We start from the raw sequence: 21,571 nt of genomic DNA on the forward strand, positions 1-21,571 counted from the left end.
ATGTTCACCACCGCAATCGCAGGCAGTTTGCCCAAACCGGCTTGGCTGGCCGAAACCGAAAAACTGTGGCCCCAGTGGACCACCCAAGGCCCTGAGCTGCAACAAGCCAAGGCCGACGCCACGCTGCTGTGGATCAAGGCCCAGGAAGACGCAGGTCTGGACGTGATCGGTGACGGCGAACAAGCCCGCCAGCACTTTGTGCACGGCTTTGTCGAGCAGGTCGAGGGCATCGACTTTGTGAACAAAGTCACCATGGGCATCCGCAACAACCGCTACGACGCGCAGGTGCCGCAAGTCATCGCACCCCTGCGCCTCAAAGGCCGTGTGCACGCTTTCGAAGCCCAGTTGGCCCGCGCCCACACGAAGAAAAAACTCAAATTCACCTTGCCCGGCCCCATGACCATCGTGGACACCGTGGCCGACCGCTTTTACGGCGACAAGGTCAAGATGGCCATGGCCTTTGCCGAACTGCTCAACCAGGAAGCGCTGGCGCTGCAAGCCGATGGCGTGGACATCATCCAGTTTGACGAACCGGCCTTCAACGTCTACATGGACGACGCCGCCGATTGGGGCGTCAAGGCGCTGGAGGTGGCCGCGCGGGGCCTGACCTGCACCACGGCTGTCCACATTTGCTATGGCTATGGCATCGAGGCCAACAACAAGTGGAAAGAAACCCTGGGCCACGAGTGGCGTCAGTACGAAAAGGTGTTCCCGGCTTTGGCCAAGAGCAGCATCCAGCAAGTCAGCCTGGAGTGCATGCACTCGCATGTGCCGATGGAGATGATGAAGCTGCTGGAGGGCAAGGACGTGATGGTGGGCGTGATCGATGTGGCCAACCCCGTCATCGAAACGCCCGAAGAAATCGCCGACACGATTGGCCGCGCCTTGCAGTTCGTGCCCAAGAACCGCTTGATTGCTTGCACCAATTGCGGCCTGGCCCCGATGAGCCGCGCCGTGGCCGAGGCCAAACTCAAGGCCCTGGCCGAGGGTGCCAAGCTGGCGAGTCAGCGCTACGCCTGAGGTGATGCCCGGCCTTGCGCCGCTAGGGCGATGTCGTCGGGCATGCTGAGCACGCCGGTGGCGGGGTCGTAGCCGGTTTTGCGCAAGTGCAGGGCCAGCGCGGCATCCATCGATTGCGAATGGTTGGCGAACCATTGACCCAGTTCGCCGGCCATTTGGCGCACCGTGGCCAAATCGCCCGCCTCACCGGCCGCCAGCCCTTCGCTCATGACTTGCAGCACCACTTTGTGCTGCGTGCTGTGAACGGGGCCAGATGAAAATCGGGTGGCGTTCATCCACCGGTCTTCGCGTTCAAAAATTAGCGCCGTGTGCGTGAACAGATCGCGCCAGCGATCGACCAAAGAGGTGTCGCGGGCTTCATGGGCCAAATCCAGCAGTTCCACCAAGCGTTGATGTCCGTCATCGATGGCGGGCATGTCCAGCGACAGGGCAGCGCTCCATTGCAGGCGGGTCATGGTTTTCTCCAGTGCAGCCGGATGCGACCGCTTGCGAGAGAGCTTAAATTTGGACGACCCTGTATTGCTTGATCCACATCAGCCATATCCATGAAAGCCCCTTCATTCGGCCTTGCTCGTGGTCAAGCTTGTTGGGGGCGTTATGCTTACAGTCTTTGCCTGATTGCCCGGACGTTTTCATGCCTCAAAACACCCTGCCGCCACCGCTGACAGCGCCTGACCAGCTCAATGCCACTTTGTCTTCTCAAGGCTTTGCGGTCTTGAGCGCCGACAGTGTCTGCGCTTTGGCAGGGGTGTCTGTGCAGGCCTTGCATGCACTGCAGCCCAGCTGGAACGACTTGCCGCCCGACCAGTACCTCAAAGACGGCGGACGCTACCGCCGCCGTCGGCATGCCAGTTTTGAAGTGACTGGCGATGAACTCAAGGCCATGCCGCACCGTGCGCATTGGCAACCCGTGTCCTACAACGCCTTGCACGGCGGCATGCAGCGCTGGTTTGAGCCCATGACCCAAGAGGTGGTTCAACAAGCGGTATGGTCTGCGCTGCTGCGCTGGCTGGCCCGCGTGGCGTCGGCGGCGCAGGGTGATCAGACCTGGTTCACCGAAGCGCATCAATTTCGCATCGACACCACCGACGGCATTGGCCGTCCCACCCCCGAGGGCGCGCACCGCGATGGCGTCAATTGGGTGGCGGTGTTTTTGATTGACCGCCAAGGCATCAAGGGCGGTGAGACCCGTGTGTTCGATATGGACAGCCCGCGTGGCCAGCGTTTCACGCTGAGCGAGTCTTGGTCGCTTTTGCTTTTGGACGACACCCGCGTCATCCATGAAACCACGCCAATTCAGCCCGAGCAGGACGGTGGCTGGCGCGATACGCTGGTGATCACTTTGCGATCAGGCGCTTTTTTGGATGAGTCCAGCGCGCAGGCTTGAACAACATTCAAGGGATCATTTTTTGTGGGAGCCCACAGGGGTGGGTTCCCACAAAGACAAAAATAGCCGAAAGGCCTATGTCGGGGCTGAAGCCACCAAGCTCCAAAGAGTCTGCCCCATCGCCCTTGCGTCGATGTGGGCAAGCCCTTAGTAGGCAGCTTGCTCGCCCCCGTGATTTACATGCGCTCAAAAATCGCGGCGATGCCCTGGCCGCCGCCGATGCACATGGTCACCAGTGCGTAGCGGCCGTTCACGCGCTGCAACTCGTACAGGGCTTTGACGGTGATCAGGGCACCGGTCGCACCGATGGGGTGGCCCAGAGAAATGCCCGAGCCATTGGGGTTGACCTTGGCGGGGTCCAGGCCCAGCTCGCGGGTCACGGCGCAGGCTTGCGCGGCAAAGGCTTCGTTGGCTTCGATCACGTCCAGGTCATTCACCGTGAGGCCTGTTTTCTTGAGCACGGCGTGCGTGGCCGAAATGGGACCCACGCCCATGATTTTGGGATCCAGACCGGTGTGGGCGTAACCCACCAAGCGGGCCATGGGCTTGGCACCACGGGCTTTGGCAGCACCTGCTTCCATCAGCACCACTGCGGCGGCTGCATCGTTGATGCCCGAGGCGTTGCCAGCGGTCACCGTGCCGTTTTCTTTCACGAACACGGGCTTGAGTTTGGCCATGTCTTCGAGCTTGCAGCCAGGGCGGAAGTGCTCGTCGGTGGTGTAGGCCACGTCGCCTTTTTTGCTTTTCAGCATGACCGGCATGATCTGGTCTTTGAAGTAACCGGCTGCTGTGGCGCGTTCGGCGCGGTTGTGGCTTTCCACAGCCAGCGCGTCTTGCATCTCGCGGGTGATGCCGTACTTGGCGGCCACGTTTTCAGCCGTCACGCCCATGTGGATGGTGTGGAAGGGGTCGTGCAGGGCACCGAGCACCATGTCAACCATCTTGGTGTCACCCATGCGGGCACCCCAGCGGGCCGACAGCGAAGCGTAGGGACCACGGCTCATGTTTTCAGCGCCGCCGCCAATGGCGATGTCGCAGTCGCCCAGCAAGATGGACTGGCTGGCACTCACGATGGCCTGCAGGCCCGAGCCGCACAGGCGGTTCACGTTGAAGGCGGGCGTGCCTTCGGCGCAGCCACCGTTGATGGCGGCCACGCGCGACAGGTACATGTCTTTGGGTTCGGTGTTGACCACATGGCCAAACACCACATGGCCGACGTCCTTGCCGTCGGTGCCTGCGCGGGACAGGGCTTCGCGCACAACTTGTGCGGCCAGCTCGGTGGGGGCGATGTCTTTGAGGCTGCCGCCATAGGTACCAATGGCGGTGCGCACACCGCTGACAACAACAACTTCACGGCTCATGGGATGTCTCCAGATTAAGAAAATTGATAAATGGGGATGGGTTACAACGCCGATCAGTGTCAGACACGTTGGCTACAACGGCCTGACAAGTGGCTGGCTTGGACTCGGTGGTGCTCACCCGGGGCTTTCAGCTCCGCACGTCAGCCACCGGTTCGCGCCCGAAGTCGGGCCGAGCCAAAAAGCGCAGCACCAGTTCGGCAGCCTGTGCGGGCGAGCTGAGTTGGCCTTGGGCCTTGAGTTGCAAAAACTTCGACTGGTCTGGAAAGGACTCGCCTGCTGCACCGCGCAGCTGCACCTGCATGTCGGTGTCGATGACGCCGGGCGCCAAGGAGCAGACCTTGGCACCATGGGGTTTGAGCGATTCGTCCAGGGCCATGCAGCGGGTGAAGTGGTCCATGCCTGCTTTGGCCGCGCAGTAGCCCGCTTGCGAGGCCATGGCATAGCGGCCCAGGCCCGATGAAATGTTGAGCACTTTGCGTGGCATGCCCCAGCTTTCGGTGGCCCCAAGAAAGGCGGCGCACAGTTGCATGGGGGCCTCAAGGCCAACGCGCAGCGCTTGGGCCAGAGCCTGCGGCTTGGCGTGGCTCAAAGGTTCGATGGGCGGGATCATCCCCGCGTTGTTGATGAGGGTGGCGCTTGCCCAAGGTGCCGGGCCCTGTTGCGTCAGCCAAAGTCCCAAGCGTTCACTGGCACCTTGTCCGTCGCTCAAGTCATGGTGCCATTGGCTCAAGGAAGTCTGTGCCTGGCTGGCGCTGGCGGCCAGATCTTGGTTGGCGTGGCGTGCGATGCAGACCAGGACATGCTCGGGATGCAGCAATTGCTCGGCGATGGCCAAGCCCATGCCGCGCGAGGCACCAGTCAAAATGTAGAGGTGTTTTTGCATAGGCTCAGATGCTAGTCGGTGTGGGCTACAAGCGCAAAAGCCCAAGCCATTTGGCAGTAGCGCAGATGACAGCCGAGGTTCTCGGTCTGCTTGGCTCACTAATTCTTTGGAGAATGCTTTTCGATTTCAATCCATGCCAAAGTGTTTGTTTGGGTATGCTTGGCGCTTTGCCGCGACCACACATGCCAGCCAAGCCACGTTCACCCTCAAACATTGCCCGTTTGAACCAAAGCCTGAGCGCTTTGGGTCAGCGTTTTGTGCAGCTTTGTGCCCAGGGCGATCATGCGGCAGCCTTGGCGGTCAATGCGCAGGCCCGCGCCCTGATGCCCGAGCACCCGCAAATTTTGGGCGATGCGGCTTTGTGCCATTTGCGTTTGCGCGAATACAACAAATCCTATGCGCTGTACCGCCAAGCCTGCGCTTTGGGGCCGCAAGATGTGAACCTGTGGGATGGTTTGACGGAGGTGTGTGGTCACCTGGGGCGCCATGCCGAAGTGCGTGAGCACGGCCTGCGCAGTTTGCAACTCAAGGATGCCCTGACGCAGGGCCAAACCCCCATGCCTGTGCCTGCACAGTCTGCCGTGCCCACGGCCGACCGTCTGCGCCAGGTGATCGCCTTCAGCCTGTTTGGTGACAACCCCCGCTATGGCGAGACGGCCAAGCTCAATGCCATGGTGGCGCAGCAGTTGCTGCCGCAGTGGATTTGCCGCTTTTACGTGGACGAGACCGTGCCCGCACAAGTGCGCTCGGGCTTGCTGGCGCTGGGCGCGCAGGTGCACGAGGTCAGCCCACAGGACCGGCAAGAACTCAGTGGTTTGATGTGGCGATTTTTGGTGTTGGAAGACGCGGGCGTGGACCGCTTTTTGATCCGGGATGCCGACTCCTTGATCTCGCGGCGCGAGGTGGCCGCCATCGAGGCCTGGTTGCAAAGCGGCCAGTGTTTTCACCTGATGCGCGACTATTTCTCTCACACCGAGTTGTTGCTGGCGGGCATGTGGGGCGGCTGTTGCGGCATTTTCAAAAATGTGCGCCAGCAGATGGTGCAGTACATCGCTCAAGGCCAGTACCTGGGCGCCCGTGTGGTGGACCAGCATTTCTTGCGCATGCACATCTGGCCCACCGTCAAGCAAAGCCTGTTGTCACACGATCCGGTCTTTGGTTTCATGGGCGGGCAGGACTTTCCGCCCCACGAAGCGCAAGACTTGGGGCTGGACTTTCATGTGGGCTGCAATCTGTCGTCCAGCAGCATCGGCGCTGACAGCGCCTTGCCCGACGGCCAGCGTGTCCGCTGGAAGATCGAGGATTTGCAAGGACAAACGATTTGCCAATACGACACACCCGTTCGCCAGGGGCAGTGGCGTGCGGATGTGCCGGGCCCATACGCCAAACTCCTGCAGGACGGCGTCTGGCGGGTGCAGGTGTTGGGTGCTGAGGTGCTGGGCGCTTGAAGTGCCTCACTGGTCTTGTGAAGCCCGTATACGGTTGACCTGCAAGGGGGTGACCTCCCCACCTTGATTGCCCCATTGGGTGCGCAGGTGCGTCAGCACCGCCGCGATGTCGCGGTCGTCCAGCTCCAGCACAAAGGGCGGCATGCCAAAGGGGCGGGGGTGGCCCGCTGTGGCTGGTGAGTAGCCGCCATGCAGCACCATCTGCACCAGGTTGGTCGGGTCGCGCAACTGCACGGTGCGGTTGCCCGCCAGGGCAGGGTAGGCCACTTGGCCGTTCGCGGTGCGCACGCCCTGGCCTTGGTCGCCGTGGCATTGGGCGCAATGCCGCTCGTAGGTCTTGAGGCCCATCTCGGCCACGCGCAGGCTCACAGGGGCACGTGCCGCAGGCGTGTCAGTGGCGGGTGCTTTTTGCGCCCGTGACTGGAGGTACACCGCCATGGCCTGCAAATCGGCCGGGGTCGTGTATTGCGTGCCGTGCTGCACCACCTCGGCCATGGGGCCGCTGGTTTGGGCATGGGCCGAGGTGCCGGTGCCCAGCAGGCGGACGATCTCGGCCAGCGGCGTGCTGGCCAATCCGGTCTCACGGTCGCGGGTCAGGTCAGGGGCATACCAGTTGACGATGGGCATCAGCCCACCCGACAGGTCATCGACTGGGCCACTGGCGCCCAAGGCATTGCGTGGGCTGTGGCAGGCCGCGCAGTGGCCCAAGCCCTGAACCAGGTAGGCGCCCCGGTTCCACTCGGCGCTTTGCTTGGCATCTGCCACGAAGGGCGACGGTTTGAAAAACAAGCTGCGCCAAACCGCCAAGGCCGGCTGCGTGCCCACGGGCCACATCAGGGTGTGGGGCGTGGGGGCTTGTTGCACGGGCGCAAGGCTGTGCAGCCAGGCCAGCAGCGCATCGCTGTCTTCGCGGGTGATCACGCTGGTGTGGTTGTAGGGAAATGCCGGGACCAAGAGGCGACCGTTTTGGGATCGGCCATGGTGCAAGGCTTGCCAGAAATCGTCTGCGCTCCACTGGCCCAGACCGGTCGCAGGGTCGGGGGTGAGGTTGCTGCTGTAGACGCCGCCAAAAGGCGTGTCGATGCGCCTGCCGCCCGCCATGGGGGGGGCACCTTTGGCGCTGTGGCAAGCGATGCAATTGCCCACCCGCGCCAGGTATTGGCCGCGCTCGATCTGCGCTGCGTTTGGTGCTGCGTTGCCGGGTGTGGATGCGGGCGCAGATGCCGTTGTGGGTGCAGGTGTGGCTACGTCTGGGCGCCCAAACCAGTGGCTGCCCCAGTTGTCCACGGCCACATAAACCGTCAAGGCCAGCAGGATGCCCAACAGGCCAATGCCGATGCGTGACGTGCCTGTTTTCATGGTTTAGCACCCTGCAGTTCAGGGGCGCTGCCGCAGCGCAAGGCTTCGGGCAATGGCTTGCCCTGGGGCGCTTTTGCCGCAGGGTGGGTGTCGGCAGGCAAGGGCTGGCGCGCCAGCCAGCTGGAGACTGCGATCAGGTCTTCGGCTGGGATGCGTTTGACCACCTCGGCCATGCAGTCCGGCGCCAACGCTTTGCGCTGACCGGTTTGCCAGGCACCCAGCTGGGCGTTCAGGTAATCCAGGGGCAGGCCCAGCAGGCCGGGCACGTTGGCTTGCACACCGGTCAGGCGCGCACCGTGGCACTGCGTGCAGGCGGGTAGGCCCCGGCTGGCGTCGCCTTGCGTGACCAGTTGTTGACCTTTGGCCAGGCGCTCGGGCGTGATCGCATTGCTGGCGCTGGGGGGAAGGTAGGGCAAGTCCAGCGATGAGAAATACCGGGCCATCTCGCCCAGGTACTCGTCGGTCAGCGGATCGATCAGGCGGGCCATCAGCTCGTAGTGGCGGCGGCCCTGCGCGAAGTTGCGCAGTTGGTTGTGCAGGTACCCGGCTGGCTTGCCGGCCAGGCGGGGGTAGTAGCCATCGGGCCCGGCGCGGCCTTGGTCGCCGTGGCAGGCCATGCAGGCGCGGGTGCGCTCGGCCATGTTGTCGGCAAACCGGGCGGGGGTCTGGGCCTGCGCGGCGATGGCCGTGAGGCCCAAGATGCCGCTCAGTGTCCAGGCGACAAGGCGCAACGGGGACTTCATTTGTGAAAAAAATAACCTCATGCACTGAAGATAACCGATGCGGCGACAATATCGGGTTTTCCGCTTGGTTGTGCAGGCCACGCCAAGCGCTTTGTGACCCTTTCGAATTCCAAGAACATGTCCGATATCCAAGTCCGATTTGCCACCCAACAAGACGCTGCCGCAGTGGCCGCCCTGCACCTGAACGCTTGCCGCATGGCCTATGCCGGTCAGGTGCCTGACGAGCATTGGGCCGCCACGCCCATGGCCAAGCGCGTGACGTTCTGGAAAGAAGCCATTGAATACGGCGAACCCCAGGTGATGGTGGCGTTGGACGGCAAGGACATCGTGGGCTTTGTGGGCTTTGACCGCTCGCGCGATCCGAAATCCAAAAACACCACTGGCGAGATCTGGGCCATCTATGCTGCGCCCGAGCGCATCGGCCAAGGCGTGGGACTGGCCCTGTGGGATGCCGCCCGTGAAGGCCTGCAGGACGAAGACTGCACCGATGTGACCGTGTGGTTGCCTTTGCTGCACGAGCAGACCCTGCGCTTTCACGAATTGGCGGGCTTCAAGCGCGAGATGAACACCGCCCGCACCGTGCCCTTGGGCGGCGTGAAGGTGGAAGAAGTCCGCCTCAAGCGCAAGCTGGGCTGAAGCACTCAGCCGCCGCGCCGTTGAGGTTTCCCGACTTATGAGACTCCTTTTGGCGCCCATGGAGGGCCTGCTTGACCACACGCTGCGCGACATGCTCACGCGGGTGGGCGGGGTGGACTTGTGCGTGACCGAGTTCATCCGGGTGACCAACACGGTTTTGCCGCGCAGGGCCTTCATCCGGGTGGCACCCGAGTTGCTCAACAACAGCCGCACCGTGGCGGGCGTGCCGGTGCGGGTGCAATTGCTGGGCTCTGACCCGATCTGCCTGGCCGACAATGCGGCGGCTTTGGCCGAGCTGGAGCCGTATGGCATTGACCTGAACTTTGGCTGCCCTGCCAAGACCGTGAACCAGCACCGGGGTGGGGCGGTCTTGCTGGACGAGCCCGAGCTGGTGGGGCAAATCGTGGCGGCCGTGCGCCAGGCGGTGCCCGCGCACATTCCTGTATCGGCCAAGATGCGTTTGGGCTTCAACGACGACAGCCGCGCCGAAGACTGCGCCCAGGCCATCGAGGCGGCTGGCGCCAGCGATCTGGTGGTGCATGCCCGCACCAAGGCCCATGGCTACCGGCCCCCGGCGTATTGGGACCGCATTGCCGACTTGCGCCAGCATGTGCGCTTGCCCATGGTGGCCAATGGCGAAATTTGGACGGTGGCCGACGCTTTGCGCTGTCGTGAAGTGACCGGGTGTGACCGTTTGATGATCGGGCGCGGCATGGTGTCGGACCCCGGGTTGGCGCTGGCCATTGCGAGACACGATGCGGGCCTGTCCGAGGGCGAAGAAGGCCGCGCCGTACCTTGGCCGGTGATCGCTGGTTTGCTGCAGTTGTTTTGGGTGGGGGTCAGCCTGCGGGTGGCACCCCGACACCGCTCAGGGCGCCTCAAGCAGTGGCTCAATTACCTGCGCAAGGTTTACCCCGAGGCGCAGCAGGCGTTTGATGCGTTGCGTCTGATCCACGATCCTGCGCTGATGGCGCAGTGGCTGGCGCGTCAGGAAATGATGGCGCCCGCCGTTTGATGCACAGGGGCGTGCAGCCTGCAGGCCGCACCCGTAGGTTCAGGCGATGGGGTTCAGCGCCAAGTGCTGGGCCACTTCGGTGCGCAACTGTTCAAGTTGCGGGGCCAGTTGGCCATAAGCGCTGCGCACTTCGGCGGGCTCGCCATGCTTGCTCAATTGCTCAAGTGCGACCACGCGTTCCACCAAGCTGTCTACGCAAAAAACAGGTGTAAAACCTTTGAGCTGGTGTAACACCCGGTGGGCACCATGGACATCATCTTTGTTCAGCAACTCAATGATTCGGGGCAAATCTGTGCTCAGGGTTTGCTGCAAGGTTTTGAGCAAGCTCAGTACCCCATTGGCGTCCCCGATGAATTCCATGGCCCTTTCAACGGACAGATAGATGGGGGCGGCAGACTTGCTCATACAGGATGGGTGAAGTTTTAAGGCTTAAATGGACGTTACAAAATGAAACGTTTGAAGTCCGTATTCTAGTCAAGCAATGCGGCCAGTCCCAATTCGGGCTCGAAGCGTTTGTTTTTGAACATCAAACGGCTGGGTCCGGGGAAGGCGGGCGCGGCTATCGAGTGCCGTGGGTCGCCTGGGTAGCAGATGGTCCGGATGCCGTCCTGGTCAAAAGGCTCGGGCTGCACCACCGGCGGTTTGCGGTTTCGGGCTTCGGCCAGAGCGCTTTGGGCATGGGCATGCCGAGACAGGTGAACCAGACTCATGATTTGTGGCGGGGCCAGCTCGATCTCATGGTTCCAATAACGCAGCAGGGCTTCGCGCGGGCCGATCCACAGGGTTTCGGTGGTTTCGTGCTCGTCGTGGCGAGCGGTTTGGTCCGCAGGCACTTGCGTGATGAAAAAACGGGTGTCAAAGCGCTTGTTGGTCACCGAGGCCTGCTTGGGCGTGATCCAACGGGTCCAAGGCACCAGGGCTTCGGTTTTCAGTGTCAAGGCGTGGGCTTGCAAAGCCTCAGACCAACTTTGACCGCTGGCCAGGCTCGTTTGCAGGGCGCTCAAGTCGGCGCTGCCATTTTCGGTCTGGCCGAGCAAGACGCGGCATTCTTCAAAGGCTTCGCGCATCGCCGCCACAAACAGGCCGCCCGCTTTGGCATGGGGCAATTCGGGCTCTGCCAGCCGCGCATGCAGGTGCTCACTGCCTTGGCTCAAACGCGACAAGATATCAGGATGCTGATCGGCTGCGTCCAGCTTGCCGCCTGGAAAGACATAGGCCCCGCCCAACACATTGGAGGCCTGATGACGCCTGAGCAGCAAAACCTGCAGGCCATTGGCCGTGTCGCGCAGCAAAACGACGGTGGCGGCGTCTGCAGGGGGCGTGGTGATGATGTCGGTGTTCAGTTCCATGGGGCAGGGTGTCAAGCGGGTAACAGAGGCAGAGCTCGGGCTGATTTACAGTGGTCTGCAAACAGGCGTGTGTTCATGGCTTCAGATTAGCAGATGGCTGTGAGCAGACCTGTCACCGACTGAACCCCAGCATTTCACAAGGAAGATTTTCATGAACATCGATTTCAAAGGCCGCGTGGCCATCGTCACAGGCGCAGGCGGCGGCTTGGGCAAACAACACGCGCTGGCGCTGGCCGCCCGTGGGGCCAAAGTCGTCGTCAACGACCTGGGCGGTGATGTGCACGGCGTGGGCGGCTCGGTGTCCGCCGCGCAGGCCGTGGTCGATGAAATCCGCGCTGCCGGTGGTGAGGCCATCGTCAACGGCGCATCGGTGACCGACTTTGCTGCCGTGCAGGCCATGGTCCAGCAGACCATGGACACGTGGGGCCGGGTCGACATTCTGGTCAACAACGCGGGCATCCTGCGCGACAAGAGCTTTGCCAAGATGGACTTGGCCGACTTCCGTCTGGTGGTCGATGTGCACCTGATGGGCGCGGTGCATTGCTCCAAGGCCGTCTGGCCCATCATGCAGGCACAAAACTATGGCCGCATCGTCATGACCACGTCATCCAGCGGCCTGTATGGCAACTTTGGCCAGGCCAATTACGGCGCGGCCAAGATGGCGCTGGCGGGCCTGATGCAGACCCTGTCGATCGAAGGTGAGAAGAACAACATCCGCGTCAACTGCCTGGCCCCCACCGCCGCCACCCGCATGACCGAAGGCCTGATGCCCGAAGCCGTGCTCAAAGCCCTGGAGCCCCAGGCCGTGGTGCCCGCCATGCTGGTCATGGCCAGCGAGGACGCGCCCAACCGCACCATCATCTGTGCAGGCGCAGGCAGCTTTGAAGTGGCCCACATCACCTTGACCCAAGGCGTGCACTTGGGCCTGACCCCTGATACGCCTGAGCGCCTGGCGGCAGCCTTGGCTCAAGTGACCGATCGGCAAGGTGAGACCGTGCCATTGTCAGGCGCTGCGCAAGGCACGCTGGAAGTAGGCAAGGCCATGACAGCGCACGGCCAATGACAGGTTGCGCAATCCTCAGGTCTCGAGCGGCGCACATCGTTTGCAGCAGATGAGGCCTCACTCATAACGGAAATTGAACTCCTGCATGGCCACGACAGCTGAATGCGGAGGGACTACGGCCATTTCAATGGTCGGTGCGTTGCGCTCCACCACCATTTCAGGCATGAGAATCGAGGGTGGAGGTGATTTGACTTTGTGATGTTTGGGTGTTGACCTCAAGCTGACTTTGAGCAAAGCCTTATCCTTGAACTGACAGCATGTGTATTCAGTGCATTGTTTTGAGTTCTTGCGCGACCACCGTTGCCTGCGCCAGCACGGTCATGAGGCAACGAGCCAAATGATTTTGACGCATGCGATACATTGTTCCCATGGGATGGGTTGGGCTTTAAAAATCAGAAAGATCTATGGACGAGCGTAAAAAGTCTTGGGTGGCGATTGGCAGTATTTGGCTTGTGTTACTGATTCTTGCCGCCATCAGGCCATTGTCTCTTCCAGATGAAGGCCGTTATGGTGACGTGGGTCGCTGGATGTTCATGTCAGGTGACTGGCTCATCCCCAAGCTTAACGGGATCCCATTTTTTCATAAACCGCCTTTGTTGTATTGGCTTCAAGCGGCAGTGTTCCATTTCACTGGTGTTCACGTGTGGACAGCAAGGCTGGTCGTTGCGGGACACGCCTTGGTCATGCTGGTTTGTCTCTACTTGGGGGTAAGACAAATCAGGGGAGAGAACTTTGCACGAAAAGTGGTTCTTGTATTGGGCTGCAGTGTTGGATTTTTAATTGGGGGCCAGTTCCTAAATCACGATTTCTTAGTGGCAACATGGATGACTGTTGCTACAGGTCTCTTTGCGTTGGCTTTTCAGTCACAAGAAAAGACAAATTTATTCTTGGCCAGACTGGGGTTTGTAGCCTGTGGTTTCGGATTTCTCAGCAAAGGCTTGATCGGCGTTGCTTTGCCCGGGCTGGTGATTTTCACTTGGTTGCTTGTCACCGGCCAAATTCGCAGGCTGTTGGACTTTCCGTGGTGCAGTGGATTGTTATTGTTTTTCGGTGTTGCACTGCCTTGGTTGGTCCGGGTTCAAAGTCAATTTCCGGATTTTTTGAATTACTTCATCATTGAGCAGCACTTTGCGCGCTTCAAAGGTACTCATTTCAACAATCCACAGCCTTGGTGGTTTTATCTGCCAGTCATTGCCATCTTCATGTTTCCATGGTTTTTTCTTGTTGCCTGGGATTTGATCAATCGACTAAAAGCCGGGTTCAATTTTGAAAATGTCCGGTGCATCCAAATTGACCGATGGACCGCGCTGCCTTGGATTTGGTTTCTGGTCATTTTGCTTTTCTTTTCAATACCTCAATCCAAACTGGTGGGATATATTTTGCCCGCCATTCCACCAGTGGCGCTGTTGGTTGTTGACAGCTGGGAGCGAATCACGGCAAACACAAAAGCAAGCGCGATTTGGTTTTGGTCTGTCTGTGCTTTGAGTGCATTGACTGCTGTAGGTGCCAATTTTCTGGCTCGGTACAACAGTCTGAAGGATGCCAGCTTGGACGTCGCGCATGTTCTGCATTGCAATTTCTACAGTGGTGATCGCGTCTATGTCGCTGGAGACTTCCCTCACGACCTTTCGTTTGAAAGCAACTTGCAACAGCCGATTTTGATTGTTCAAGATTGGGCTATTGCAAGAAAGACCGCAGTTGACGACTGGCGACGAATATTTTTTGAAGGTGCTGACTTCGATCCTCTTGCAGGTCAAGTGCTCCAAGAGGTGCAGTCTTTAAACACGGTACAACAAGACGGACAGAGCTGGTTGGTGACGCCAGCAGGGTTCCAATTGCAAAAAACGCCTCATTTATGGGACGTTGTTTACAAAGGAACTTCGTGGTGGCTCTGGCGTTCAGGCTACAGCCTAGCGGTCGATTTGACGGGGCCATCCACAGTTAACGCCGTCCTGCAGACATGCCAGTCGCCAATGATGAACAGGCGTGATCGGCGAATTGGAAACTGATGTGCAGTTGCGCATCCACGGTGGCCGCAGTGGTGTGCCTGCCAGCCGAAGCCGTGTTCCAAGCCATGGTGTCTTCTGGGCAAGATCAACCCGAGGGGCACGTATTCGACAAAATTCTCGTGGGCTCGAATGGCACCCTCCAATTGATTCACGCCACCAGCACCTAGGGCCAATTTGTTGGCCCGACTCAGTGACAGCAGGTCAGGCAGTATCGCCATAACATTTGCTTGTTATGCTTTGGTGTGTTTCCAAAACTTATGAAATGTCATCCATGGATATCAACGCTGACTACAGCCAAAGGGTCGTGATCAATCACCATGATTTGCCTTGGATTTCCAGCCCGGCATCAGGGGTTGAGCGGCGGATGCTTGAGCGCACAGGCGACGAGGTCGCCAAAGCTACTTCCATTGTTCGCTATCAACCCGGATCTCAATTCCAAACCCACACCCATGAGTGGGGTGAAGAGATCTTGGTGTTGGATGGGGTTTTCAGTGATGAGACGGGCGACTATCCCGCTGGCACCTACATCATGAATCCGCCTAGCTCTTCTCATGCACCCCATAGCCAAACAGGCTGCATTCTTTTTGTGAAGCTGCGCCACCTGGGGACAGATCAAGTGGAGCGAGAGGTGGTGAACACGGCAACAGCGCCGTGGTTTCAAGGACTGGTGCCAGGACTGAACGTCATGCCGCTCATGCAACAAGGCAGTGGATCGACTTTGGTCAGGTGGGCGCCTCAAACCTATTTCAACCCACACAGACACTATGGAGGCGAAGAGATTTTCGTGGTCGATGGCGTGTTTGAAGATGAGCATGGCCGCTATCCGGCCGGCTCATGGATCAGGAGTCCCCACATGAGCTTGCACCAACCCTTCAGCAAAGAGGGGTGCACCATTTTTGTGAAGACGGGTCATCTGTGGAGTTGATTCAGATGAAGTGTCCGGCGACAGCCGCTCAGTGTTGGTTTGCCTCAAGGATCAAGGTGTGTTCTTGACCTCACGCGCCACCGCCTCGGCCACGTCAATCACCGCCATGGTGCAGCAACGGTCGACTTGGAATGCCGGAGCCCCCATATATTTGGGTACCTGCCTCCACACGTTGTTGTCAAGACGTCAATACTTCCCGGTCAGCATCAGCCCCAATGCTGACCATCTGAGCCATACCCGCTGTTAAGCCTGTTAGGGGTTCTAGATCGTCTATCGCGGCAAGATCATCCGCATGACGATTCGTAGCCTTGAAGCCTGGTGCTTCACAAGAGGTAATCAAGATTCGTTATGATCTTTGAAGCCTTGAGAGTATTTGTTGTATCCCAGATGATTGCACGTATGAACGATCCTGTTGAGATTTTGATGCGTGTGGCATGCGCTGCACTGGCGGGTATTTGTCTCGGCCTAAACCGTTGGTTGCATCACAAATCAGCCGGTGTAAAAACCCATGCCTTAGTGGCTATTGGTTCAGCTACAGCTGTCATGGCTGTTTTGCCAGGTAATGGTTTTGATGGTCAAGTTACGGCGGCACTGGAGGCTAGCAGCCGAGTGGTGCAAGGAATTTTGGCCGGTATAGGCTTTTTAGGAGCCGGTGTGATCATGCACAACGCTCGAGGCAAGCGCATTCAAGGCCTAACCACGGCCGCCAGTATTTGGACGACTACAGTGTTGGGCGCTGCTTTTGGCCGGGGCTTGTTCATCATGCCCTTCATGGCATTGACTGCAGTTGGCCTATCTCTGCTGATGGGGAATTGGCTTGAACAGAAAATCGGAAAATTGATGAACCATGATCCAAGAAATGCAGATGAGGAAGATCGGCCATGAAAAAAGCACAGGGTGCCGTGAGCACCTGATCAGACGATCTTGCATGGGATCAATGCATCTTCGTTCAAAGCATATACAGCGCAAAGTCGGTGGTAGCCATCGGCAATGATGACCTTGCCAAGTTCTGGAGCTCGTACTGACAGCAAAGGCGACAGAGGTAGGTTGGTGATGATTTTTCTTCGTGCGTCATTTGGTTTTGCAGGGACGACTGTTTAGCGGGCAGGCAAACAACGTTGTGGTGTTTCGACGGCCAGATTTTCCAGAGGTGCCGTTTTGACAGGGTAAGACAACTTCAACTGTTCATAAGCCACTTGCTGCAACGCTTTGATCTGCGGGACCGACAATCCCAATTCAAAACCTGAGCACTCATTGCCACCCAACGCACGGGGGTCTTGCAAAGTCAATGCACCAAACACCACCAAGCCCTTGAGGTAGTAACCCGCCACGCTGGCGTGGTAGTGGTCATAGGTCCATAAATTCAACTTGCCTGGGTCAATACCATCCAAGGAGTTGTTGTCAGCCACCCCTGCGTCCATCGCGCGGACCCAGGCTTCGCCCACTGGAATCACACCTTTGATCACCGGACTCGATTTGGCTGCCAAGTCATAGCCTGCCCTGACATCCTTGGCCATGTCGCCAATCGTCTTGCCATACCAAGCCCCTTTCGGTCCGTAAGTTTCATCGGCTCTTGGAAACGTCGCCTCTAAACGTAAATCGGCCTTGGGGTTTTTGGCTTGTAAGGCCTGCGCCAACTCCAAAGCAGTTTTCACCAACTGATCTGGATTGCCCGGTTTTTTAGCATCCAAAGTGCTAAAGCCATGGGCCACCACCATGTCCCATGGTTGTTGCGTGATCACACTCAATCGATTGAGCACATGCCAGTCAATGCCAGTCCCGCCTCGGGTTTCAATGGCGACGTCATAGTCCAGCCCCACTTGTTGCGTGAAAGACTTGAACAAGGCAGGTACACCACCTTGGCCTTCACGGTTCAAATCACGGACCGTATCGGCACGGTAAAAACGAACTGCCGATCCGTGACCGTAGGTGAAACTGTTGCCAATAAAAAGCACGCTGGTGGCGGCCTGCGCAACGGGCGCAATGCACACAAGTGAAGACGACAACAGCGCGGCGGCAATGGGATGAAATTTCATGATGTGCTTTCTGCAGAGATGTGCATCAAAGAGACTGTAAAAACTCAACGACACCCTTGACTGTTTTTGCCGTGGAGTCGGGGTTGTGACCTACGTGCGCGCCCAGGGCCAGACAAGGGTCGCTGTAGCTGAAAGGGATGCCACTTTGTGCATTGAACAATTCGCCCTTTGATTTTTCAATGAACTGGCAATTGCGTGTGCTTTGCGCTGATGGCACGGCCAACTTCTCCGGGGCAAGTGGGCTGTCGTAGCCATGTTGTGTGTTGGCAAACTCGGTCAGGCTGATGTCGACCCCCTTGGCCTTGAGCTCTGCCACATAGGCGCGGCAAGGCACCACGTTGACATAGTCGTCTGTGGTGCCATGAAAAAACCGCATGGGTGAACCCGTCAAATCTGTGTCACCCATGAAGCGCGTGTTGCAGGGGGTGTAGAGCCCAATGTGTGAGGCAAACTTGGCCGAGCTGCCATACATCGCTTTGAAACGAGTGGAGGCTGAAAAAACCGATGCCACTGCCCCTTTGGAAAAGCCCATGATGGAGATTTTGGAAGGTTCAATGCGGGGATGCTTGGCCAGCAAATCCAAGCCGCGATAAGCATCCACCATCATCGCCAAACTGTGCAGCAAGGTTTGGTCTTGAACGGTGCTGGTGACGCCCCGCCCTGAAAAGGTATCGATGACGAATGTGGCAATGCCCGCCTGGTTCAGCGCATGCACCCACAAGTCCATACTGCCGCTGATGCCGCCGCTGCCATGAACCAAGACAACAGCGGGAAATTTGGCTTTTTGGCCTTGCGGAATTCGCAACTCGGCAGCCAAAAGATGTGACTGCCCTTTGTTCGTTCCTTTTAAAAACTCATCGCCCGTGAGTGTTTGTGTTGCGAGTGGGTGCACCTCGATTCGGGCGGGTACGGAGGGGCTGACGGTCGGTTGCGCTTGTGTGGCTACGCTACACAAGGCCCAAAGCCCAACGCACAAAATCCATTTTCTAAAGGATTGATTCATGGCTTGTCTCCTGCTTGTGCATTTGATTTTGTGAGTGCCTTGGTCTAGGCGGTGTCACCAATGCGCAGATTTCTTCGTGACATGTGGTGACGATGAAAAATCAAACCCAACCTTGCCTCCAAACGCTGTCATCTTGCAATTCCCGCCAAGCAATCACCTGCACCGCCTTGGAAAATACCGCTTCGATTTCCACCAACTCAATGGGGTCGGTGGGCAGTTCAGGCTGAATCACTCGGCTGATCAAAAAGTGCTTTTGCTTGGCCGCAGGTTTGACGGCAGTCCATTTGCTCAGCAACAGTTTTTTGGGGTTCAGGGGGTTCAGGGGGTTCATGGTTGTCTAGGGTATTTGTGGGCATGCTTGGCGACCGACTGCAGTTGGAAAACCTCTGCAATGCCGCCGCGATGAGTTTCAATGCGCATGAAATCAAGCTGAATTATGGAGAAACTCAAAGGCTGGTGTGCTGTCTGATCATCCAGTTGGCGGCATGTCAAACAACTTTTTCAGATAGCGGCCCGCACCATCGGCTGCGCCCAACTCCGGATGCTTTTGGCAAAACGCATCAATGCCGATGATGGCGGGCTCATAGGCCTTGGGATCGTCGTTGTATTTGTCTTCTTTGCTTTTTTGAAGCCCCTTGAGCGTCAAACTCAACGGTGCTAAAAAGGCATTCGTCCATGCCCGCTTTTCGCCGTAGCCAAGGCCCTGCCAGGACTGGCAAGAATGGTCACCAAACAAGCTGGTCGCATGGGCGGTTTGGGCAGACATGGCCATGGCCATGGCCAGTAAGCCAGCCATGAAGCCAGCCATGAAGCCAATCCGAAATTGAGAAGCACGAACAGTGAAATTCATTCCTCAACTGTATGCCGACTTTCAATCGGTATTGGGTTGAAGGTCAAGGTGTGTTCTTGATTTCCCGCGCCACAGCTTCTGCCAGCTCGATGACCACCATGGCGTAATAACCAATCCAGTTTAAAGCGTATTAAAGCGTTTAAAAATACGGTTCTCTCAACATGCCGCAGGGCGCCAGACACCGTCCGTAGTAGCTTCGTTCTGGGTAGTTCGAGTGTCACGCAGCTTAGCCATTGCACAGGGCAGGGCACTCCACAGCACGCAGCTCAAGTGTTCCATTCCCTGTGCCATTCGCCAGCCATTGTTTTTTCGCATTTGTAGCTAACCTTTCGGTGTGCTAGTTTGAATGGTCGGCAAATGGCTTTGGCAGTGCCAAAAGCGTAACGATTTTTGACGCTGTGCAGTGGCTGATTCACGGCTGTCTGCTGGACCGTTCAATAGCACTATGGGCAGCGTGCCCAGAACCTGCTGAATTGACGCTTTCTGCGCATCAATATTTCACAACTTGCTGTACAGACTGGGCTTATACAGCTGCAATTCAGGCAGGTATCACCGAATGGGTGCCCACAGTATCTCCGCTAGCGATGATGCTACTCGTGTAATCGATACCGTTGAGGGTAGCAACAACTGTGACCAAATCGCCAGCGCCGAACTGAGTATCGTCATCCCAGACAGCAACGGTGCTGCTTTGGCCAAATTGCAGTTCAGTTGGGGTGCCTAGTTCTGTGCCATTCACAAAGAAGTGGTATGCGGTGCCATCCGGGAATTTGTTGATCATGATGTAGTCGGTGGCCGTGATGATGGCTGTACCGGCTGCATTCCAGATGTTGTCACCCGATTGGGCGACCCAGAGTGACAAGGCTGATGCGTCGTCACTGGTGTCGTTGGTTTCATTGAGGGTAACGGCCACTGCCGTTGACCAGTTGCCTGCCAGGTCGCCTGCCACGATGTTGTAGTCATGAGCGTTGGATGCGCCTGCTTCAAAATTGTTGACATGTGCAGCTGCACCAGCAGCGGTGATCTGAACCTGGCCGCTAGCGTTGATGCTGAAGTACCCGTCTTCCGAGGTGGCTGAGTGGGTGGTGTTCGAGTGCACGAACATGTATTGCGTCACGCCAAGGTTGTCACTGGCTGCGGTGATGGTCGCCACGGTGGCACCGGCACTTTGATTTTCTTGGTAGTCCAGTGATTCTGTGGCCGATGTGAAGGACGGGGCAGTGCTGTCGGGTAATGGAGCGCCGACATTGTCTCCACTTGCGATCACTTCTGAGCTGTAGTCGATGCCATTGAATGTGGCTACAACCTTGACCACATCGCCAGCTCGGAACTGAGTATCGTCATCCCAGACAGCAACGGTGCTGCTTTGGCCAAATTGCAGTTCAGTTGGGGTGCCTAGTTCTGTGCCATTCACAAAGAAGTGGTATGCGGTGCCATCTGGGAATTTGTTGATCATGATGTAGTCGGTGGCCGTGATGATGGCTGTACCGGCTGCATTCCAGATGTTGTCACCCGATTGGGCGACCCAGAGTGACAAGGCTGATGCGTCGTCACTGGTGTCGTTGGTTTCATTGAGGGTAACGGCCACTGCCGTTGACCAGTTGCCTGCCAGGTCGCCTGCCACGATGTTGTAGTCATGAGCGTTGGATGCGCCTGCTTCAAAATTGTTGACATGTGCAGCTGCACCAGCAGCGGTGATCTGAACCTGGCCGCTAGCGTTGATGCTGAAGTACCCGTCTTCCGAGGTGGCTGAGTGGGTGGTGTTCGAGTGCACGAACATGTATTGCGTCACGCCAAGGTTGTCACTGGCTGCGGTGATGGTCGCCACGGTGGCACCGGCACTTTGATTTTCTTGGTAGTTCAGTGATTCTGTGGCCGATGTGAAGGACGGGGCAGTGCTGTCGGGCGGCGGTGCGACTGGGCCGCCGGGATGCACGTCCAATGTGTAGTCACCTTCGCTGTGATCGCTCTTGATCTGGATGCGCACCTTGTCACCTGCGATTACGCCTTCCAGACGTGCCCACGACTGGGCTCCCCCACTGCCCTGGCCGTCCTGATCAATCCACAGAACGGCACCCTTATCGCTGGCAACCAGCCAAACGTATTGGTGGATGTCGTTTTGCGGCTTGAAGTTCTTGAGTGCCAGACTTAGGTCTAGCACATCACGCTCTGATTTCTTATTGTCAGACCAGTGGTAGTCCATCAACGTGTCAAATCCGTTTGCTTGGCGCGTAGCTTCAAAAACAAATACATCGTTCCCTTTGCTTGAGGCTGGTGCTGCACGGTTGGTGGTGTTGCCCCAAAGGATGTCATCACCGCCCATACCTCGAAGGGTGTCGTTACCGAGGCCGCCAATCAGAGTTTGTGCAGTAGCGGCTCCCGCGAGCCAGTCATTGCCAGCCAGGCCGTCAATCCAAGCATCGCTGGAGCTGTAGACATCGTTTCCGTTGGTGGTGGTCTTGTTTCTGTTGCTGCTAGGCATGGCGA

General features: G+C 58.1%; 21 protein-coding genes. 9 read left to right on the forward strand and 12 right to left on the reverse strand.

Translation table 11 applies throughout. From position 1 onward, the window contains the following. Positions 1-1,020 (forward strand): methionine synthase, encoded by a 1,020-nt coding sequence (locus B9Z52_RS10625; RefSeq protein ID WP_089955184.1) that lies wholly within the window; start codon positions 1-3, stop codon positions 1,018-1,020. On the opposite strand, the gene B9Z52_RS10630 is transcribed toward B9Z52_RS10625, so the two are convergent. After that, a complete protein-coding gene (locus B9Z52_RS10630) occupies positions 1,011-1,475 on the reverse strand; it encodes a hemerythrin domain-containing protein (protein WP_108413806.1) in 465 nt (154 codons plus the stop codon). The two genes, B9Z52_RS10625 and B9Z52_RS10630, sit on opposite strands and share 10 nt — an antisense overlap. A gap of 179 nt (positions 1,476-1,654) precedes the next feature. On the opposite strand from B9Z52_RS10630, the gene B9Z52_RS10635 reads away from it, so the two are divergent. Next, positions 1,655-2,407, forward strand: a complete 753-nt coding sequence (locus B9Z52_RS10635) for a 2OG-Fe dioxygenase family protein (RefSeq protein WP_108413807.1) — start codon at positions 1,655-1,657, stop codon at positions 2,405-2,407. A gap of 176 nt (positions 2,408-2,583) precedes the next feature. Here B9Z52_RS10635 and bktB read toward each other — a convergent pair whose 3' ends face one another. After that, on the reverse strand, positions 2,584-3,768 hold the full coding sequence (gene bktB, locus B9Z52_RS10640) for a beta-ketothiolase BktB (RefSeq protein ID WP_108413808.1): 1,185 nt from the start codon (positions 3,766-3,768) through the stop codon (positions 2,584-2,586). 127 nt (positions 3,769-3,895) lie between these two features. Further along, positions 3,896-4,651, reverse strand: coding sequence for an SDR family NAD(P)-dependent oxidoreductase (locus tag B9Z52_RS10645; RefSeq protein WP_108413809.1), 756 nt, complete (start codon positions 4,649-4,651; stop codon positions 3,896-3,898). Between the two features lie 221 nt (positions 4,652-4,872). Here B9Z52_RS10645 and B9Z52_RS10650 point away from each other — a divergent pair, with 221 nt between their 5' ends. Continuing rightward, positions 4,873-6,099: a tetratricopeptide repeat protein gene (locus B9Z52_RS10650; RefSeq protein WP_146182826.1), complete on the forward strand. Its 1,227-nt coding sequence runs from the start codon at positions 4,873-4,875 to the stop codon at positions 6,097-6,099. Between the two features lie 6 nt (positions 6,100-6,105). On the opposite strand, the gene B9Z52_RS10655 is transcribed toward B9Z52_RS10650, so the two are convergent. Beyond that, entirely contained in the window at positions 6,106-7,458 is a 1,353-nt protein-coding gene (locus tag B9Z52_RS10655; protein WP_108413811.1) for a cytochrome c, read from the reverse strand. After that, on the reverse strand, positions 7,455-8,201 hold the full coding sequence (locus tag B9Z52_RS10660) for a c-type cytochrome (RefSeq protein ID WP_108413812.1): 747 nt from the start codon (positions 8,199-8,201) through the stop codon (positions 7,455-7,457). The genes B9Z52_RS10655 and B9Z52_RS10660 overlap by 4 nt, the downstream gene beginning before the upstream one ends. A gap of 117 nt (positions 8,202-8,318) precedes the next feature. Between B9Z52_RS10660 and B9Z52_RS10665 the strand changes: the two genes are divergently transcribed. Together B9Z52_RS10665 and B9Z52_RS10670 are read left to right on the forward strand one after the other, a co-directional pair. Then, positions 8,319-8,837 (forward strand): GNAT family N-acetyltransferase, encoded by a 519-nt coding sequence (locus B9Z52_RS10665; RefSeq protein WP_108413813.1) that lies wholly within the window; start codon positions 8,319-8,321, stop codon positions 8,835-8,837. Between the two features lie 37 nt (positions 8,838-8,874). Then, positions 8,875-9,852, forward strand: coding sequence for a tRNA-dihydrouridine synthase (locus tag B9Z52_RS10670; protein ID WP_108413814.1), 978 nt, complete (start codon positions 8,875-8,877; stop codon positions 9,850-9,852). Positions 9,853-9,891: 39 nt separating this feature from the next. On the opposite strand, the gene B9Z52_RS10675 is transcribed toward B9Z52_RS10670, so the two are convergent. Beyond that, positions 9,892-10,257, reverse strand: coding sequence for an Hpt domain-containing protein (locus B9Z52_RS10675; protein ID WP_233251921.1), 366 nt, complete (start codon positions 10,255-10,257; stop codon positions 9,892-9,894). A 65-nt stretch (positions 10,258-10,322) separates the two neighbouring features. Beyond that, entirely contained in the window at positions 10,323-11,201 is an 879-nt protein-coding gene (locus B9Z52_RS10680) for an NUDIX hydrolase (RefSeq protein WP_108413815.1), read from the reverse strand. A 151-nt stretch (positions 11,202-11,352) separates the two neighbouring features. On the opposite strand from B9Z52_RS10680, the gene B9Z52_RS10685 reads away from it, so the two are divergent. The 4 genes from B9Z52_RS10685 (at position 11,353) to B9Z52_RS10700 (ending at position 16,083) form a co-directional block, all read left to right on the forward strand. Beyond that, positions 11,353-12,264 carry an SDR family NAD(P)-dependent oxidoreductase gene (locus tag B9Z52_RS10685; protein ID WP_108413816.1) on the forward strand — a complete coding sequence of 304 codons (912 nt, stop codon included), beginning with the start codon at positions 11,353-11,355 and terminating at the stop codon, positions 12,262-12,264. A 404-nt stretch (positions 12,265-12,668) separates the two neighbouring features. Further along, on the forward strand, positions 12,669-14,273 hold the full coding sequence (locus tag B9Z52_RS10690; RefSeq protein ID WP_108413817.1) for a glycosyltransferase family 39 protein: 1,605 nt from the start codon (positions 12,669-12,671) through the stop codon (positions 14,271-14,273). Between the two features lie 271 nt (positions 14,274-14,544). Then, positions 14,545-15,198, forward strand: a complete 654-nt coding sequence (locus B9Z52_RS10695) for a cupin domain-containing protein (protein ID WP_108413818.1) — start codon at positions 14,545-14,547, stop codon at positions 15,196-15,198. A gap of 348 nt (positions 15,199-15,546) precedes the next feature. Continuing rightward, a complete protein-coding gene (locus B9Z52_RS10700) occupies positions 15,547-16,083 on the forward strand; it encodes an MgtC/SapB family protein (RefSeq protein ID WP_233251922.1) in 537 nt (178 codons plus the stop codon). 212 nt (positions 16,084-16,295) lie between these two features. Here B9Z52_RS10700 and B9Z52_RS10705 read toward each other — a convergent pair whose 3' ends face one another. The 5 genes from B9Z52_RS10705 to B9Z52_RS10725 form a co-directional block, all read right to left on the reverse strand. Next, entirely contained in the window at positions 16,296-17,234 is a 939-nt protein-coding gene (locus tag B9Z52_RS10705) for an SGNH/GDSL hydrolase family protein (protein ID WP_108413819.1), read from the reverse strand. A 25-nt stretch (positions 17,235-17,259) separates the two neighbouring features. Then, positions 17,260-18,051, reverse strand: a complete 792-nt coding sequence (locus B9Z52_RS10710; RefSeq protein ID WP_158270539.1) for a dienelactone hydrolase family protein — start codon at positions 18,049-18,051, stop codon at positions 17,260-17,262. A gap of 286 nt (positions 18,052-18,337) precedes the next feature. Beyond that, positions 18,338-18,559, reverse strand: coding sequence for a TIGR02450 family Trp-rich protein (locus tag B9Z52_RS10715; RefSeq protein ID WP_108413868.1), 222 nt, complete (start codon positions 18,557-18,559; stop codon positions 18,338-18,340). A gap of 147 nt (positions 18,560-18,706) precedes the next feature. Continuing rightward, positions 18,707-19,087 carry a hypothetical protein gene (locus B9Z52_RS10720; protein WP_146182827.1) on the reverse strand — a complete coding sequence of 127 codons (381 nt, stop codon included), beginning with the start codon at positions 19,085-19,087 and terminating at the stop codon, positions 18,707-18,709. 538 nt (positions 19,088-19,625) lie between these two features. After that, entirely contained in the window at positions 19,626-21,566 is a 1,941-nt protein-coding gene (locus B9Z52_RS10725; RefSeq protein WP_108413822.1) for a VCBS domain-containing protein, read from the reverse strand. Between the last annotated feature and the right edge of the window lie 5 nt (positions 21,567-21,571).

The sequence above is a fragment of the Limnohabitans sp. Jir72 genome, assembly GCF_003063575.1.
In the GTDB taxonomy this organism is placed as follows: domain Bacteria; phylum Pseudomonadota; class Gammaproteobacteria; order Burkholderiales; family Burkholderiaceae_C; genus Limnohabitans_A.